This window comes from Marinobacter sp. SS5-14b, from assembly GCF_030541005.1.
In the GTDB taxonomy this organism is placed as follows: Bacteria; Pseudomonadota; Gammaproteobacteria; order Pseudomonadales; family Oleiphilaceae; genus Marinobacter.
This window is the reverse complement of the sequence record NZ_JASSVM010000005.1, coordinates 195,495-210,615: the sequence shown is the minus strand read 5'-3', so window position 1 is coordinate 210,615 and position 15,121 is coordinate 195,495. Positions and strand designations below refer to the sequence as shown.

Sequence of the window (15,121 nt, the reverse complement as noted above, 5' to 3'; positions counted from 1 at the left end):
TATCAGGCAACCGCTGACTCCTTTTGATCGACTTTGACTCGGACCTTGCCGGTTAACAGGTCTTGCATGAGGGCTTTTTTGAGCTGCCTTAAGTCAGCTAATTTTCTTGTAGTTATATCAATTTTGGCGGAAATAGCCCCAATAGCCGCAACAATTTGGTCTTGCTCGACTTTTGGTGGGACTGAGATCAGCAGGCTAGCCATATCTTTCCAGTAGATAGCGGCAACACTTGTTGTTCCGGACACCAACTGCGCTAACGATTGAAGACTCGTTGGCAGATTCAGAAAGTAGCCTACGAAAAACGAATTCATCGAATTGTAAAAACGAAGTCGAAGTAAGTTATTGTCATAGGTAACTGAATTTGACATTCCGACATAGTTCGCACTTTTTCCAACCAACTCGGGGGTGTTCCGTGTATTGAACAATAAGTCACCATGTTGAAGTAGCAATGGTTCGATTTCTGAAGAATATGAAACCCACTCTTGCTTTGAGTAGACGACCTCGCCATTTAAAAGGTTGCCCATTTTCAGAAGTAAAACGTTCTGGTCCCCTTGCCCCCTCAGGGTGGTCCCAAGTACTTTTGATTGCACGATTTCGCTGAGTGGCACCACAGCCCAGCTTTCGGGTATCCGCCCCACCGGCGAATCCTTAAACTCCGTATGCCCGATCCCTTTGGTCAACAACTCCTGCATCATGCCGGTTTTCAAGTCTTTCAGCTTGTCGATCTGCGCGCGTGTTTTTTCGATCACGTCATCGACGGATGAAAGGATGGTTGCGATTTTTTGTTGTTCGGGGAGTGGGGGAATTAAAGTTGGTATATCCTCCATCTGTGCTTGGTTTACAGATGGTACGGCACCCCCTTGAACGATTTCTCTGAGATCAACTTCCTGAAGCACGTAATATAGGAAATTATTGTCGTCGCTGTTGGGTATTGCAGCCATCATGTTGTTATCAATAGCTGTTTCGCGAGTAAGTATGCGACGTCGATTTAATAAAAGTGCAGCGCCTACTTTTGCGAATACGACCGAAGATGCGGGGAATAACTTTATCTTAGCCTCAATCTTCGTTGCCTGATCAATCCAATGATTTGCGTTGGTGATGAAACGATGATTGCCATCAATATTCATATCACTGACTTTGATAAAGGGATACTCGCCTCTTCGTCTTCCTTGGTATTTTTCTTTGAATGCACTTCCGCCAGAAAATTTGCAGAGTTCTCGAAGGCTCGCTGCTTCCCAGTCGTTTGGAACTGTATTACTCATATCCCAGCTCCTTCAGATACGCCTTCATCGCATGCTCAGCTTCCGCCACCTGTGCATCCAGTTCGCTCAATGACACGCTGTACTTGTCCCACCAACGTTCCAGCTGGGTGATTACCTTGGCGTCGGTATCGCCCACGACTTTACGAATGGCGTCTTTGGTATCGATCTCCGGTTTGAAGTCGTAGTACTCTCCATGCGCTGAAGGCTCTCCATCCCGCTTTACGAACACCGTGGACACGTCGAAGTCTTCCAGAATTTCTTCCCGGATGTACTCGCTTTCCACTTCCCGCACTGGGATGCCACCGTGCAGGATGGCGCGCACGTCGAAGATTTCCGGGGGTGGGCTGGTGTCGGCGTAGCGGCGGATGTTCAGGTTGTAATCGTTTTCGGCGATTTCAGCCAGCGTGACGACTTTTGAATAGCGTTTGATTTCGGCATAGTCGTCGAAGGTCCGGACGATCTTTTCAATGTCCTGCTGGCGGAGCTTGTTCTGGTTCTTGCCTTCTTCGTATTCCAGTTCGCTGTTGATGAACAGCACCTTGCCTCTACGCTCTGCCGGTTTGTTCTTGTTGATGATCAACAGGCAGGCGGGAATGCCGGTGCCGTAGAACAGGGCTGCGGGCAAGCCAACCACGGCTTCCAGCAGGTCATCGTTCAGAATGCCCTGGCGAATGGCTTTTTCGCTGGCACCACGGAACAGAACGCCGTGGGGCATGACCACGCCCATCATGCCTTCAGAATTAAGACTGGCGACCATGTGCTGAACGAATGCCAGGTCCCCGGCATCCTTGGGTGGTGTGCCATAGGGGAAGCGACCATAAGAATCGCTGTCGGCTTCTTCCTTGCCCCACTTCTTCAGGCTAAAGGGCGGGTTGGCGATTACCCGATCAAAGGTCATCAGTTCGCCGCCTTGGGTATGCTGCGGATCGCCGAGAGTGTCACCCTTGCGAATGTCCGCGCTGTAGACCCCATGGAGGAACATGTTCATCTTGCAGATTGCCCAGGTGTTCAGGTTCATCTCCTGACCGAACAGGGACAGGTTGGACGGGTTTTCACCGTGGGTCGCCAGATAGTTGCGGGTCTGCACCAACATGCCGCCAGAACCGGCAGTGGGGTCGTATATACGCATTCCGGCATGGGGTTTAAGCAGGGCAACCAACAGCTGTACCACTTCAGACGGGGTGTAGAACTCACCGCCTTTCTTGCCGGCGCTGTCCGCGAACATCTTGATCAGGTACTCGTAGGCGGTGCCCAGCAGGTCCGGGCGCTCGAAGTCTTCGTTGCGTAGACGGTAGCGGCTGAAGTGGCTGAGCAGGTCGCGCAGCTTTTTGTCGGACAGCTTGTTCTTGATGTTGAAGTCGATGGAAACCAGCACCCCTTCCAGAACGGGGTTGTATTCTTCGATGGCTTCTGTGGCAGTGTTCAGTTCAGAGCCAATGTCGTGCTTCAGGTCTTTGATTGCACCCCAGCGGGCAACGGGCGGTATATAGAAAGTCTTGTCGTATTCGTCTTCATCGTCCGCCAGTTCGCGGGCTTGTTCTTCGGTCTTGCCCTTGTCCATGTAGTACCGGACAACGCCTTCCTGTGCTTCTTCAAAGGCATCCGACAGGCGCTTCAGGAACATCATCCCGAAGATGTAGTCCTTGTATTCGGATGCATCCATATTGCCGCGCAGGATGTCGGCGGCTTCCCACAGGAAGGATTCAAGTTGCTGAAGGGTGATGTTGTGGCTCATTCAATGGGTTCCATCTACTGCAATGAGCATGGGGCGTGTGGTGCCCATGCGGGTCAAAATGCCTTTGAGTGTAGCGGCGGGGGCGTACACGGGCAATGCTGCAAGAGAGTAGGGTATTGAATGAAGGCGACAAACAGCGTCGTTAGGTCAATAAAGGAAGAAATAGAAAGTGCGTAAACGGCAGCCCAAGGTGGCTGAACAATCAGGGCAGTGTAGGGGAAATAGCAATGGTTTAATCAGGTGTGTTAAAGTCGGGCTTTTCGAACCCAAACACCTGTATATCTGAAGTCTGTAAGGTATTGATTCTTGCCATTTCCTGGGGGAGGAAATGGTGCCGAGGAGAGGACTTGAACCTCCACGGGGTTGCCCCCACTAGCACCTGAAGCTAGCGTGTCTACCAATTTCACCACCTCGGCAGGTGATTTGCAGTCGCGCTGTTAGTTTATTGAAAAACTAGCGTTTCTGCCAGTGGTCGGGGTTGCCCCTCAACCGATGGCGCGTACTTTAATGATTCGGTTCGGGCCTGTCAAACGTTTTTTTTGAAAAAGTTTTCGCTGTATTTGTGCCTATAAATTGCTCCCTAATTATGCAGGTTTATGGTTGCAACGTTATACTCTGCCATTAACGAATTGTGCCGCGCTGACTGCGGCTTGAATAACAAGGATCCGAATGGTTTCCAGAAAGAAAGAAGGACGGGACCCTCACGCCGATCGTGAAGCCCAGAAGTACGACAACCCCATCCAGAGCCGGGAATTTATTCTTCAGCACCTGAAAGACCGCGGTGCGCCGGCTACTCACGAGACGCTGTGCCAGGAAATGGGGCAGGACACGCCCGAAGGCATTGAGGCCTTGCGTCGTCGTCTGATCGCTATGTGCCGCGACGGCCAGTTGATCTGCAATCGTCGCGATGCGTTCCTGCCCATCGAAGAGGCGGCCCTGGTAACGGGCAAGGTGGTGGGGCATCGGGATGGCTTTGGTTTTCTGATTCCCGATGATGGCGGCACAGATCTGTTTCTCAGTGCCCGCCAGATGCGTCAGGTATTCCACGGTGACCGGGTAGCTGCCCGGGTGGATCAGGTGGATGACCGGGGGCGCCGGGAAGGTAAGATTGTGGAAGTGCTCGAGCACCGTACCGAGCAGATCGTGGGGCGTTTCTTCAAAGAGAGTGGCATTGCGTTTGTGGTGCCGGAGAATGCTCGTATTAATCACGAGATTCTGGTGCCGGACGAGCACGCCGGGAAAGCAGTTCACGGGCAGTACGTGGTCACCGAGATTTTGCGCCAACCGACCGTGCGCACCCAGCCAACCGGTCGGGTGATTGAAATACTTGGTGAGCACATGGCTCCCGGCATGGAGATCGATGTCGCTATTCGTGCCTATGATATTCCGCACAGCTGGTCGACAGCGGTAGGCGAGCAAACTGCAGCCATTGCGGCAGAGGTGGAAGAGAAGGACAAGGCGAATCGGGTGGATATCCGCAATATGCGGTTGGTCACCATTGATGACGAGACAGCCCGGGATTTCGACGACGCGATCTACTGCGAGCCACGTCCGCGTGGTGGGTATCGGCTGGTGGTTGCCATTGCCGACGTATCTCATTATGTGCGCCCCGGCTCGCCGCTGGACGAAGAGGCTATTCAGCGTGGGAACTCGGTGTACTTCCCGGACCATGTTGTGCCGATGCTGCCGGAGAAGCTTTCCAACGGATTGTGCTCCCTGAACCCGGGTGTCGACCGGTTGTGCATGGTGGCGGACATGACCATCAGTGCCGCCGGTAACATCAGTGGTTACACCTTTTACCAGGCGGTCATGCGCAGTCATGCACGGCTGACCTATAACAAGGTCAGTGCCATGCTGGAGCACCCGGACAGTGAGCAGGGCTACAAGCTGAGCGCTCACTATGCCGATTTGCTGCCGCACCTGCACAATCTCTATGAGCTGTACAAGTTGTTGCGCCGTGCCCGCACTGAGCGTGGAGCCATTGACTTCGAGACGACCGAGACCAAAGTGGTCTTCGATGCGAATCGAAAGATTGAAGAAATCGTGCCGGTACATCGCAACGATGCCCACAAGATTGTGGAAGAGTGCATGTTGTGCGCCAACGTGGCTACGGCGCGCTTCCTCAAAAAACACAAGGTGCCTGCGCTTTACCGGGTGCACAACGGCCCCTCTGAAGAGCGTCTGGGTAATCTCAGACTGTTCCTGAGTGAGCTGGGGCTGCAGCTGGGTGGTGGGGATGCACCGACCTCTGGTGATTACCAGCAGTTGCTGTCGGAAGTCGCCGACAGACCAGATGCCAATGTTATCCAGATGGTGATGCTGCGGTCACTGAGCCAGGCGGTGTACAGCCCGGAAGAAAGCGGTCACTTTGGTCTTGGCTTTGCCAGCTATGCCCACTTTACCTCTCCTATCCGTCGCTATCCGGACCTGATTGTGCATCGGGCGATCAAATCCCGCATTCACAACCCGGAAGTGCAAAAGGATGTGGTGTCGCCCAAGGTGGCGGATTCCGAGCTGGCGGTTTACCCCTACGATTACGCCAAAATGGAGCAGCTCGGCGAGCATTGTTCGATGACGGAGCGGCGCGCCGATGATGCGACCCGTGACGTCATGGCCTGGCTCAAGTGTGAATTTCTGGGTGATCACGTTGGCGAAGAGTACGACGGTGTGATTGCTGCCGTGGTGCCTTTCGGTTTCTTCGTGGAGCTTCAGGATATTTACATTGAGGGGCTGGTGCATGTGTCGACCCTCAGTGGCGACTACTTCCACCACGACTCTGCCAAGCATCGCATGATTGGAGAGCGCACCGCGGTGAGTTTCCGGTTAGGGGATGAGGTGCGGGTTCGCGTGGTGCGGGTGGGTCTGGAGGATCGCAAGATTGATCTGGAGCTGATCAGTACCCCGAAAAAACGCACAGCGGACCGGGATGCGCTGGATTTATCCAAGCGGGAGTCCCGCAATAAGGGCGATCGCGCGGGTAAAGGCGGTAAGCGTGGCAAGCCCGGCAGCGCCAAGGAAAAGCTGGCGGCGGAAGCGGCTCGAGAGGCGTCCAGAAAAGGTGGTAAGGGCAAGCCGGAAGCGGCAGGTAAAAAGCGCAAAAGCCGAAAGTGAATCAGCTGCACAGGAAATAATCGTTCGTGTCTCAGGAATATGTATTTGGCTGGCATGCCGTGGATGCCGTATTGAAGCGGGAGCCGGAGCGGCTACAGCAGGTATGGATTCAGACCGGCCGCCAGGATAAGCGAGTAAAGTCAGTTACCGATGCGCTGGATGGTTTGGGTGTGCGCTGGAAGGTGGTACACCGCCGGGAGTTGGACGAGCGCGTTGGTGGGGTTCACCAGGGTGTTGTCGCCGAAGTGTCCGAGAGTCGGGAGTGGTCCGAAGCGGATCTGCTGGCACAGCTGGCCGCAAGCGGCAAACCACCGTTCCTGCTGGTGCTCGACGGCGTAACCGATCCCCATAACCTGGGTGCCTGTATGCGCACGGCCGATGCGGTTGGTGTGCAGGCGGTGATTGTGCCCAAAGACAAATCCGCAACATTGACGCCGGTAGCACGCAAGGTGGCTTGTGGAGCGGCGGAAACGGTGCCGTTTGTTCGGGTGACTAATCTGGCTCGTTTTCTGCGCGAGCTGAAGGGTCTGGGTGTCTGGCTGATCGGCACGGCCGGCGAGTCCGATGCCAGTCTTTATCAGGCGGACTTCAAAGGTCCGGTTGCGCTGGTGATGGGGGCCGAGGGTAAGGGTATGCGCCGGCTCACCCGTGAACATTGCGATCAGCTGATCAATATCCCTATGCTCGGCCATGTCGACAGCCTGAATGTCTCGGTGGCGACGGGCGTTTGCCTGTACGAAGCGCTGCGTCAGCGAATCGGTTAAGCCTTGCACAACAACACCCTTGCGCATAGAATACGTCACCCCTTTTAGAAGGGGTGGTTTTTTATTGCCTGCGTTCAGGGCAATGAAGCCTCGCTCTAGAACAGGTGTTTTCCAATAACGTCTTGTTGATAAAGCGAAAAGAAGCCGGCAGCCTGGCTGTCACCTCCTTGCTTTCATGCTTGGGAGCGCGCCCGAAAGGGGCAGGCCCAAGACGAAAGCTGTTTAACCCGTAGGGAGAACTCATGCGTCACTACGAAATCGTATTTATGGTACATCCGGATCAGAGCGAGCAGGTGCCCGCGATGATCGAGCGTTATACCAGCGTCATCACTGAAGATGGCGGCAAGGTACATCGCCTGGAAGATTGGGGCCGTCGTCATCTGGCATACCCGATCAACAAGATTCACAAGGCTCACTACGTGCTGATGAACGCTGAATGTTCACAGGCTGCGATGGACGAGCTGACTCATAACTTCCGGTTCAACGATGCCATCATCCGCGAACTGATTCTGCGTCGCGACGAGGCTGTTACTGAACTGTCTCCGATGAAAGCGGCTGAGTCCCGTGAGGACCGTCGTTCCGGCGGAGATGATCGTCCACGCCGTTCAGCTGAATCTGACGAAGGTCAGGGCGCTGATTCCCAGGACGAAGAAGAGTAATTTACCGGAGTTAGGAGTTAAGTTATGGCTCGTTTTTTCAGACGTCGCAAGTTCTGCCGCTTCACGGCAGAAGGTGTTAAAGAGATCGATTACAAGGATCTGGACACCCTGAAAGGCTACATCACTGAAACCGGCAAAATCGTGCCCAGCCGTATTACCGGCACCAAAGCACGTTATCAGCGTCAGCTGGCTACCGCTATCAAGCGCGCCCGCTACCTGGCACTGCTGCCGTATACGGACAGTCACGACCACTAAGCACAGATAGACAGGACCCGGGACCATGCGTGCACTGGCACAGTATGTAATGCGCGGTCCCATGCAGGCCGGCGGGGTTGCAGTCATAACAACTGCGGTTCCCTTGTTGTTCTGGATTGGCGCAGCAGTTATTGCCCTGGTCATTATGCGACTGGGGATTCGGCAGGGGCTGACTATTGGCCTCTGGGCAGTTTTGCCAGCGTTGGGTTGGGCCACTTACGGCCAGAACCCGACCGCCCTGATTGTGCTGTTGCAAACGATGCTGATGGCATCGGTCGTCAGAGCATCGCTGTCCTGGGAAAACGCGCTGTTGTCCGGCGCCTTTCTGACGATACTGAGTGGGCTGATGTTGCCCGTGATGTATCCGGCACTCTTGAATGAACTTGTTCAGATAGGTGTCGAGTTTTACGAACAATACAACGCCGAAGTGGTTCAGTCTCTGGGCGGCGACCTTGAGCGGATCATCCGGAGCGCCATGAGCGCGAGTATGGCGGGTACCTCTTTCGCTACGGCGATTGGTATGGCCATGCTGGCCAGGGGCTGGCAAGCGGGGTTGGATAACCCGGGTGGGTTCCGCACGGAATTCCATGCTATCCGGTTGTCTCCCGCCATCGCGGTTATATGCGCGGTGACCATGGTGTCAGGCCCGATGTTGGGGCTTAACCCGGTGCTGCTGGCCTGGGCTGCAGCAACGCCACTTTTCGTGGCGGCTCTGGCTCTGGTTCATGGTGTTGTGGCTCGTAAACAGTGGGGCAGGCAGTCGCTGATCGCGTTTTACGTTGTACTGGGTCTGTTTGGTCTGAATCTGATGATGCTGTTGTTGGTTCTGGCTTTTGTGGATAGCTGGCTGGATATCCGGGGGCGTATTGCGCCCGATGGGCCGGCCGAATAAAGCACGAAGAGGTTAACGAGATGGAAGTTATTCTGCTCGAGAAAGTAGCAAACCTTGGCTCTCTGGGCGACAAGGTAAAGGTTAAGGCCGGTTACGGTCGTAATTTCCTGCTGCCATATGGCAAGGCTGTTCCTGCCACGGCTGCAAACGTACAGGCGTTTGAAGAGCGTCGCGCTGAACTGGAAAAGGCTGCTGCTGACAAGCTGGCCGCTGCCCAGTCCCGTGCCGAGGCTCTGGAAGGTGCTTCCTTCACCATCACCTCCAAGGCTGGTGAAGAAGGCAAGCTGTTCGGCTCTATTGGTGTGCGCGATATTGCAGACGTTGTTTCTGCTGGCGGCACCGAAGTCGAGAAAAGCGAAGTTCGTCTGCCGGAAGGCCCGCTGCGGGTTACCGGTGAGTACGACATCGAGCTGCAGCTGCACACCGACGTTGAAGTTACCATCAAACTGGCGGTTGTGGCCGAGTAATCGGTTGCCAGTAACAGGTAAGTTCATCGGGTACTGAGACCCCAGGTTTCAGCACTCTGAGACGGGCCCGAGCCGGAAACGGTTTCGGGCCCGTTGCTTTCTGGTATTCTTGTCTCTCTGTTTCCTCATTTAATACTTGTCTGGTGTTTATGGCTAATCCCACTCTGAAACCCGCCTCCATTGATCCGGAAACCAGCCGCATTAAGATTCCGCCCCACTCTGTGGAAGCGGAGCAGGCGGTATTGGGCGGGTTGATGCTGGATAACCGGCGCTTTGATGATGTTGCCGAGATTATCTCGGCGGCGGATTTCTATCGTCAGGACCACAAGCTTATTTTTGGCGCCGTCGAGCGCCTGGCGAGTGAGAGTGAACCCCTGGACGTTGTGACCCTGGCTGAGTTTCTTGAGCGGGCGGGCGACATTGAAGATGCCGGTGGCTTGTCTTACCTGGCGGAGCTGGCTGAGAAAACCCCCGGTGCCTCGAACATCAAGGCGTATGCGGAAATCGTCAAAGAGCGATCCATTCTACGCCAGCTGTTGATTGTTTCAGGTGAGATTTCAGACTCGGCGTTTAACCCCCAGGGCCGGAAAAGCGCTGAAATACTGGACGAAGCAGAGCGCAGCGTTTTCCAGATCGCCGAATCCCGCAATAAAGAGGGCTCAGGCCCGAAGGCCATCAACCCGATTCTTGCCACCGCGCTGAGCCGTATCGAAGAGTTGTTTGAATCCGGCGAACAGACCACCGGCCTGACCACCGGGTTCCGGGATCTGGACGACCAGACCTCGGGTATGCAACCGGCGGATCTGATCATCGTGGCCGGGCGGCCCTCCATGGGTAAAACCACCTTCGCCATGAACATCGTTGAGAACGCCCTGATCAGCACCAGCACCCCGATCCTGGTGTTCAGTATGGAAATGCCCGCCGATGCGCTGGCCATGCGTATGCTGTCTTCGCTGGGCCGCATCGATCAAACCAAGGTGCGCAGCGGTAAACTCGACGAGGACGACTGGCCCCGCCTGACGTCTGCGGTCAGCCTGCTTAAAGATAAGCCGTTGTACATTGATGACACCCCGGGCCTGAGTCCCACCGAAATGCGTTCGCGGGCCCGCCGGATTGCGCGGGAAAACGACGGCAAAATTGGCCTGATCATGGTCGACTACCTTCAGCTGATGCGGGTGCCTGGCAACACTGAAGGCCGGACGGCGGAGATTTCAGAAATCTCGCGCTCGCTCAAGGGTATTGCCAAAGAGTTGAGCTGCCCGGTTGTTGCACTCTCGCAGCTTAACCGAAGCCTGGAGCAGCGGCCGAACAAACGCCCGATCAACTCGGATCTCCGGGAATCCGGCGCGATCGAGCAGGATGCCGACGTCATCATGTTCGTTTACCGGGATGAGGTCTATAACGAAGACACTCAGGATAAAGGCATCGCCGAAATCATTATTGGTAAGCAGCGGAATGGCCCTATCGGAACCATTCGCTTGGCGTTTATTGGTAAGTACACCAAATTTGAAGACCTGGCGCACGGGGATTACAGCGATTACGGTGGTGATTATTAATGCCACGTTCCACGGTTGCCAGAATTGATCTTGACGCACTGAAACACAATTTCCGGCTTGCCCAGGCCAAAGCGGGTGACGCCCGGGCGATGGCGGTTGTGAAAGCCGATGGATACGGCCACGGTATCGCAGCCGTAGCGAAAGCATTGGCTGATGACGCCGGCAAGTTTGCAGTGGCTTGTCTGGAAGAGGCTCTTGCACTTCGCGCCGCGGGCATTCGCCAACCGGTGGCTATGTTGCAGGGTGTGCACAGCCAGCGTGACCTCGCTGTATGCAGGCAAAGAGGCTTTGAGCCCGTATTGCATAACGGAGTGCAGCTTGAGTGGCTGGCCGGTGACAGCGCACCTTCATTCTGGTTGAAAGTGAACACCGGCATGAATCGGCTGGGCTTTCGGCCTGACGATCTGCCGGCTGTGATGGCGAAGCTGGAGGCCTCAGGTTGTGGGCATCATGTGCTGGGCTTTGTGACGCATTTTGCTTGTGCGGACGATCCCGCCAGTGCGATGACTCATGATCAAACCGCTGTTTTTGAGCGTGCTACTGCGCCCTGGCCTGATCTGATGCGCAGTGTCGGTAACTCCGCCGCTCACTTTCTACCCGACCAGCCACTTTACGACTGGAGCAGACCCGGCATTATGCTTTATGGTGCCTCGCCAATGATTGCTGCCACCGGGCCAGAACTGGGACTGAAGCCCGTCATGACACTGGAGGCACCGCTGATCGCGACGCGTGTGGTGGGGCCGGGGGAATCCATTGGTTATGGGGCAACCTGGGTGGCCGACACCGAGACCCGAATGGGCATGGTGGCGATCGGCTATGGCGATGGTTATCCGCGTCACGCCGGAACGGGCACACCCGCTGCGGTCAGGGGTACTCGCATCAGTCTGCTTGGCCGGGTTTCCATGGACATGCTGGCGGTTAACCTTACCGGCGCTCCTGAGGCTCAGGAAGGCGATATGGTAGAGCTGTGGGGCGGCACAGTGAGCGTGGATGAGGTTGCTGCCTGTGCCGGGACGATTGGCTATGAGCTGCTGACGGGCGTTACTGCCCGGGTGCCTCGGGCTCATGAATGATTTCCTCAATGAAGTCTAGGATAGCCGCCAGGCTGCGGTCATCCAGCTTCTTCAGTACCTTGTGAACAACCATTTTACTGCCTTTAAGCATGCTGCTGATGCCTACCTTGGCCATGCCCATCATCATGTTGCCGGCGTTGAGGCGGCGCAGGGGCTCCAGGAAGAAGAAATCCAGGCCCTGTTCGGTGAGTTCCACGATAAGTTCGTAGAGCTTGTCGATGGCCTCTTTGTCGGCTTTACCGCGCCCTTTGAGTTCCGTTACGGTGTACAACGCTCGTGTGCGAAGCTCGTCAGGGATGGGGGCAACGATATGGCTCTGTTGTTTCAGCATGAAAGGTCCTGTTGTTGTATGCTCAGCGTAAACGCGTGATGGTGTTCAAGCTTCGCCAGTGGCGTATCGCTCATCATCGAGTTGCGAAATCAAGTTGCGAGATAGTGCAGCATAACGCTACTCGGGGCCATTGGCCTGAGTGTTTGCTGACATCCGTCATATCAGTGAAATCCGGAGGCCTCGAACCCCTGTGCATGTACTAGTTGTTCACGATTACGGCCCGCTGGGCAGAGTGCTCCTGGATCGGTTGCGGGCCACTCACCTCAGGGTCAGTCCGTTGCTGGTGAGCGATCCTGCCAACGCCGACCTCCATGCGCTGGCAAGCTGGATACCCGATGACACAGACCTCATCGTTAATGCGCTATGGCTGGCCGATCCTGAAAAAGCTGAGGACAATCGCGAAGCGACCCACGAGGCGGCTTTTTCTCTGCCTCTGGCGCTGGCCGGGCACGCCCTCGAGCGCAATATGGCGCTGCTGCAGCTATCGTCGTGCTACGTTTTTGATGGCAGAAAACAGGGTGCGTACATAGCCTCTAATCCTGGGCAGCCCCTCAACGAGCTGGGTCGTTGGCAATGGGAGTGTGAGCAGGCGCTTCGTAGCCAGTTACCGCGCCACATAATTCTGCGTACCGGCTGGAGCCTGGCAAGGTTTGCCAAAAAGGTGTACGAAAACAGCTCCAGTTCTGACGCATTGCCACTTCCTGGGCGGTGTCATGGCCAGCCGGTAGCCGTAAAAGATCTTGCGAGAGTCATGTCGGCGATCATACTGCAGCTCGACTGCGGCGCGGAGGCCTGGGGTACCTATCAATACGCTGGTGCGGAAGAGATTACACTGTATGAGCTTGGGCTTTCCATCGCCGGCATGCCGGGCATTCCGGAAGGAATCAAGGTGGTCGATGAGGTGCCCGAGTGGGGGCATCTTGAGCCCGTGAACAATACGATGGTGTGCACCAAGATTCGCAATACGTTTGGAATAAAGCAGTTGCCTTGGCGGGCCTGGCTGACGGAAGAAGTCGCTATGATAAAGGACGCCGGAATGGCGGGGGTTGAGGGCGAGCCGGCTGAAACCTAGACCGGCCCACCTCTGCAGAGAAGGTTACTGGCGGCCTTGTTTGGCGAAATCCCGGGTGACCATTTGCAGGGCTTCAACGTCCAGTAGCTCTACTTCGCGGCCTCTGGCGCGAATGATGCCCTGGTTCTGAAAACGGGTAAACACACGGCTGACGGTTTCAACGGCCAGGCCAAGAAAATTGGCAATGTCGTTGCGAGGCATCGGCAGGCTGAAGTTAGTGGCCGACATCCTGCGCCGGCGGAAGCGGCTGGACAGTGACAGTAACAGTGCCGCAATGCGTTCTTCCGCTGTGTTTTTGCTCAACAGCATAGCCAGCTGATGGCTGTTCTGAATCTCCTGGCTCATCAGGTGGTACATATGATGCTGAAGCTCAGGCAGTTTGCCGGTAAGCTCTTCCAGCTTGTCCACCGGGAACTCACAAAGGCTGGTTCTTTCCAGCGCTTTGGCGGTGCAGGCGTAGGTTTCACCGCTCATGCTGTCGAGGCCCACCAGTTCGCCGGGCATAAAGAACCCGGTGACCTGCTCATCACCACCCTCAGTGATAATCGATGTTTTGATTGAGCCGCTTTTTACTGCAAAGCAGGACTTGAACGGCGTACTTTGATCGAAAATGTGCTCACCCCGATTATAGATCTTGCCCTGCTGAACGATATCTTCAAGGCGTTCGAGATCGTTCTCCTCAACTGCCAGAGGCAGGCAGAGATTGCTCAGACTGCACTGATGACAGGAGGCTTTGAGTGGCGACATTTGGTGGAGAGGTATTGCCTGAGCCATAACTGATGAACCGTCCGGATTGAGCTGTGGCGAACCGCACCGTATTGCGGGCGGAGCGAGCGTGTTCTGCTGAAACCTCATAGTCATAGACAGCTCTGTCGGAGCGAAAGCTGTCTTACTCGTTGATCGCGGTCAAGTATATCAAAAAAATATAGTCGTATACCCTAAGTTCAGGCTACAGGTATTTGTGCCTAACTTCTCGATTTGCGGTGCTGCTGTTTGCGCTGTTGATCCTTGAGCGCTTTTGCCGCGGCTTCGGCCTCTTCCCGTACCCTGGTTTCTTCCAGTTCTTTTTCAATCATGGCAGGGGTTTCAAGTGAAATTCTGCCTATCGTACCGGCTCTGAATTCGTTGATCAGCACCTCCGACACCTTGTGCAGGTCAGGCACGCCGCCGCGGCCAAGAAACCGTCGTTTTTCGGCAATGGCGTCCATCAGTGCCAGACCGTCCCGGGGCCTCTCGGTAAGCCCATATCGGGCCATGGCCAGTGCTGGATAGGTCTCTACAAGGTAGTCAGCCTCAAACATGGCTACTTCTTCAAAATCCAGTACGGCGCTGCGGATTGCGCCGCTGATGGCCAGGCGGTAGCCGCACTGTTCCGGTGACAGCTTGGGCCACAGAAAACCAGGGGTGTCGTAAAGCAGGATATTATCGGGCAGTTTGATCGCCTGCTGGGCCCGGGTAACCGCAGGTTCGTTTCCGGTTTTTGCCGCTGGCCTGCCAGCCAGGGTGTTAATGAGCGTGGATTTTCCGACATTGGGTATGCCCAGAATCATCACGCGCAGGGCACTTTTCTGGCGGTCGTGGCCCGGTGTCATCTCCGCGGCGAGCGTCAGGATATCGAGTGCCTCCTGGCGCTGATTGTGGGTGAGGGTGATGGCCCGCACCCCGCGTTCCTTTTCAATCCAGGCCAGCCACTGTTCGGTGATCGCCGGGTCTGCCAGGTCGCGTTTGTTCAAAACCTTGATCAGCGGCGTGTTGCCGCGCAGTGAGGGCACCAGCGGGTTCTCGCTGCTGAACGGGATTCTGGCGTCTACCACCTCGATGATCAGATCCATCTGCGGCATGACCTTTTTGATCTCCTTTCGGGCCTTGTGCATGTGCCCGGGAAACCAGTTTATAGCCATGATGTCTGCTCCGTATGGTGTGTAGAGCCGCCATTATGCAGTG

The 15,121-nt window shown here is 55.5% G+C and carries 14 protein-coding genes and 1 tRNA gene; 9 read left to right on the top strand and 6 right to left on the bottom strand.

What is annotated here, in order from left to right:
* Nucleotides 1-2: 2 nt before the first annotated feature.
* The 3 genes from QPL95_RS13145 to QPL95_RS13135 form a co-directional block, all read right to left on the bottom strand.
* On the bottom strand, nucleotides 3-1,262 hold the full coding sequence (locus tag QPL95_RS13145) for a restriction endonuclease subunit S (RefSeq protein ID WP_144777977.1): 1,260 nt from the start codon (nucleotides 1,260-1,262) through the stop codon (nucleotides 3-5).
* A complete protein-coding gene (locus QPL95_RS13140) occupies nucleotides 1,255-2,997 on the bottom strand; it encodes a type I restriction-modification system subunit M (protein ID WP_303291440.1) in 1,743 nt (580 codons plus the stop codon). Before QPL95_RS13140 ends, QPL95_RS13145 begins: the two co-directional genes overlap by 8 nt.
* 329 nt (nucleotides 2,998-3,326) lie before the next feature.
* Nucleotides 3,327-3,413, bottom strand: a tRNA-Leu gene (locus QPL95_RS13135).
* Nucleotides 3,414-3,666: 253 nt separating this feature from the next.
* On the opposite strand from QPL95_RS13135, the gene rnr reads away from it, so the two are divergent.
* From rnr to alr, 8 genes are all read left to right on the top strand, one after another.
* The gene (gene rnr / locus QPL95_RS13130; protein ID WP_303291439.1) at nucleotides 3,667-6,108 is read left to right on the top strand and encodes a ribonuclease R; all 2,442 of its coding nucleotides are present in this window, start codon (nucleotides 3,667-3,669) and stop codon (nucleotides 6,106-6,108) included.
* Nucleotides 6,109-6,134: 26 nt separating this feature from the next.
* Complete coding sequence (rlmB, locus tag QPL95_RS13125) at nucleotides 6,135-6,872, top strand: 23S rRNA (guanosine(2251)-2'-O)-methyltransferase RlmB (RefSeq protein WP_303291438.1); 738 nt, start codon at nucleotides 6,135-6,137, stop codon at nucleotides 6,870-6,872.
* A 242-nt stretch (nucleotides 6,873-7,114) separates the two neighbouring features.
* Entirely contained in the window at nucleotides 7,115-7,531 is a 417-nt protein-coding gene (gene rpsF / locus QPL95_RS13120; RefSeq protein ID WP_303291437.1) for a 30S ribosomal protein S6, read from the top strand.
* Nucleotides 7,532-7,555: 24 nt separating this feature from the next.
* Nucleotides 7,556-7,786, top strand: a complete 231-nt coding sequence (gene rpsR / locus QPL95_RS13115) for a 30S ribosomal protein S18 (RefSeq protein WP_008937282.1) — start codon at nucleotides 7,556-7,558, stop codon at nucleotides 7,784-7,786.
* 25 nt (nucleotides 7,787-7,811) lie between these two features.
* Nucleotides 7,812-8,678 carry a hypothetical protein gene (locus QPL95_RS13110; protein ID WP_303291436.1) on the top strand — a complete coding sequence of 289 codons (867 nt, stop codon included), beginning with the start codon at nucleotides 7,812-7,814 and terminating at the stop codon, nucleotides 8,676-8,678.
* Between the two features lie 20 nt (nucleotides 8,679-8,698).
* Nucleotides 8,699-9,145, top strand: a complete 447-nt coding sequence (gene rplI / locus QPL95_RS13105; protein ID WP_303291435.1) for a 50S ribosomal protein L9 — start codon at nucleotides 8,699-8,701, stop codon at nucleotides 9,143-9,145.
* Nucleotides 9,146-9,294: 149 nt separating this feature from the next.
* Complete coding sequence (gene dnaB, locus QPL95_RS13100; protein WP_303291434.1) at nucleotides 9,295-10,701, top strand: replicative DNA helicase; 1,407 nt, start codon at nucleotides 9,295-9,297, stop codon at nucleotides 10,699-10,701.
* Nucleotides 10,701-11,774, top strand: coding sequence for an alanine racemase (alr, locus tag QPL95_RS13095; RefSeq protein WP_303291433.1), 1,074 nt, complete (start codon nucleotides 10,701-10,703; stop codon nucleotides 11,772-11,774). Before dnaB ends, alr begins: the two co-directional genes overlap by 1 nt.
* On the opposite strand, the gene QPL95_RS13090 is transcribed toward alr, so the two are convergent.
* Nucleotides 11,743-12,105, bottom strand: a complete 363-nt coding sequence (locus QPL95_RS13090; RefSeq protein ID WP_303291432.1) for a hypothetical protein — start codon at nucleotides 12,103-12,105, stop codon at nucleotides 11,743-11,745. The two genes, alr and QPL95_RS13090, sit on opposite strands and share 32 nt — an antisense overlap.
* Nucleotides 12,106-12,295: 190 nt before the next feature.
* Between QPL95_RS13090 and QPL95_RS13085 the strand changes: the two genes are divergently transcribed.
* On the top strand, nucleotides 12,296-13,177 hold the full coding sequence (locus tag QPL95_RS13085) for a sugar nucleotide-binding protein (RefSeq protein ID WP_303291431.1): 882 nt from the start codon (nucleotides 12,296-12,298) through the stop codon (nucleotides 13,175-13,177).
* Nucleotides 13,178-13,201: 24 nt separating this feature from the next.
* On the opposite strand, the gene fnr is transcribed toward QPL95_RS13085, so the two are convergent.
* Nucleotides 13,202-13,951: a fumarate/nitrate reduction transcriptional regulator Fnr gene (gene fnr, locus QPL95_RS13080; RefSeq protein ID WP_303291430.1), complete on the bottom strand. Its 750-nt coding sequence runs from the start codon at nucleotides 13,949-13,951 to the stop codon at nucleotides 13,202-13,204.
* Nucleotides 13,952-14,142: 191 nt separating this feature from the next.
* On the bottom strand, nucleotides 14,143-15,078 hold the full coding sequence (gene ylqF, locus QPL95_RS13075) for a ribosome biogenesis GTPase YlqF (protein WP_303291429.1): 936 nt from the start codon (nucleotides 15,076-15,078) through the stop codon (nucleotides 14,143-14,145).
* Between the last annotated feature and the right edge of the window lie 43 nt (nucleotides 15,079-15,121).

What these genes read in the sequence shown, in the direction of transcription:
- QPL95_RS13145 (WP_144777977.1), bottom strand. Translation starts at nt 1,262, where the DNA reads ATGAGTAATACAGTTCCAAACGACTGGGAAGCAGCGAGCCTTCGAGAA.
- QPL95_RS13140 (WP_303291440.1), bottom strand. Translation starts at nt 2,997, where the DNA reads ATGAGCCACAACATCACCCTTCAGCAACTTGAATCCTTCCTGTGGGAA.
- rnr (WP_303291439.1), top strand. Translation starts at nt 3,667, where the DNA reads ATGGTTTCCAGAAAGAAAGAAGGACGGGACCCTCACGCCGATCGTGAA.
- rpsF (WP_303291437.1), top strand. Translation starts at nt 7,115, where the DNA reads ATGCGTCACTACGAAATCGTATTTATGGTACATCCGGATCAGAGCGAG.
- rpsR (WP_008937282.1), top strand. Translation starts at nt 7,556, where the DNA reads ATGGCTCGTTTTTTCAGACGTCGCAAGTTCTGCCGCTTCACGGCAGAA.
- QPL95_RS13110 (WP_303291436.1), top strand. Translation starts at nt 7,812, where the DNA reads ATGCGTGCACTGGCACAGTATGTAATGCGCGGTCCCATGCAGGCCGGC.
- rplI (WP_303291435.1), top strand. Translation starts at nt 8,699, where the DNA reads ATGGAAGTTATTCTGCTCGAGAAAGTAGCAAACCTTGGCTCTCTGGGC.
- dnaB (WP_303291434.1), top strand. Translation starts at nt 9,295, where the DNA reads ATGGCTAATCCCACTCTGAAACCCGCCTCCATTGATCCGGAAACCAGC.
- alr (WP_303291433.1), top strand. Translation starts at nt 10,701, where the DNA reads ATGCCACGTTCCACGGTTGCCAGAATTGATCTTGACGCACTGAAACAC.
- QPL95_RS13090 (WP_303291432.1), bottom strand. Translation starts at nt 12,105, where the DNA reads ATGCTGAAACAACAGAGCCATATCGTTGCCCCCATCCCTGACGAGCTT.
- fnr (WP_303291430.1), bottom strand. Translation starts at nt 13,951, where the DNA reads ATGGCTCAGGCAATACCTCTCCACCAAATGTCGCCACTCAAAGCCTCC.
- ylqF (WP_303291429.1), bottom strand. Translation starts at nt 15,078, where the DNA reads ATGGCTATAAACTGGTTTCCCGGGCACATGCACAAGGCCCGAAAGGAG.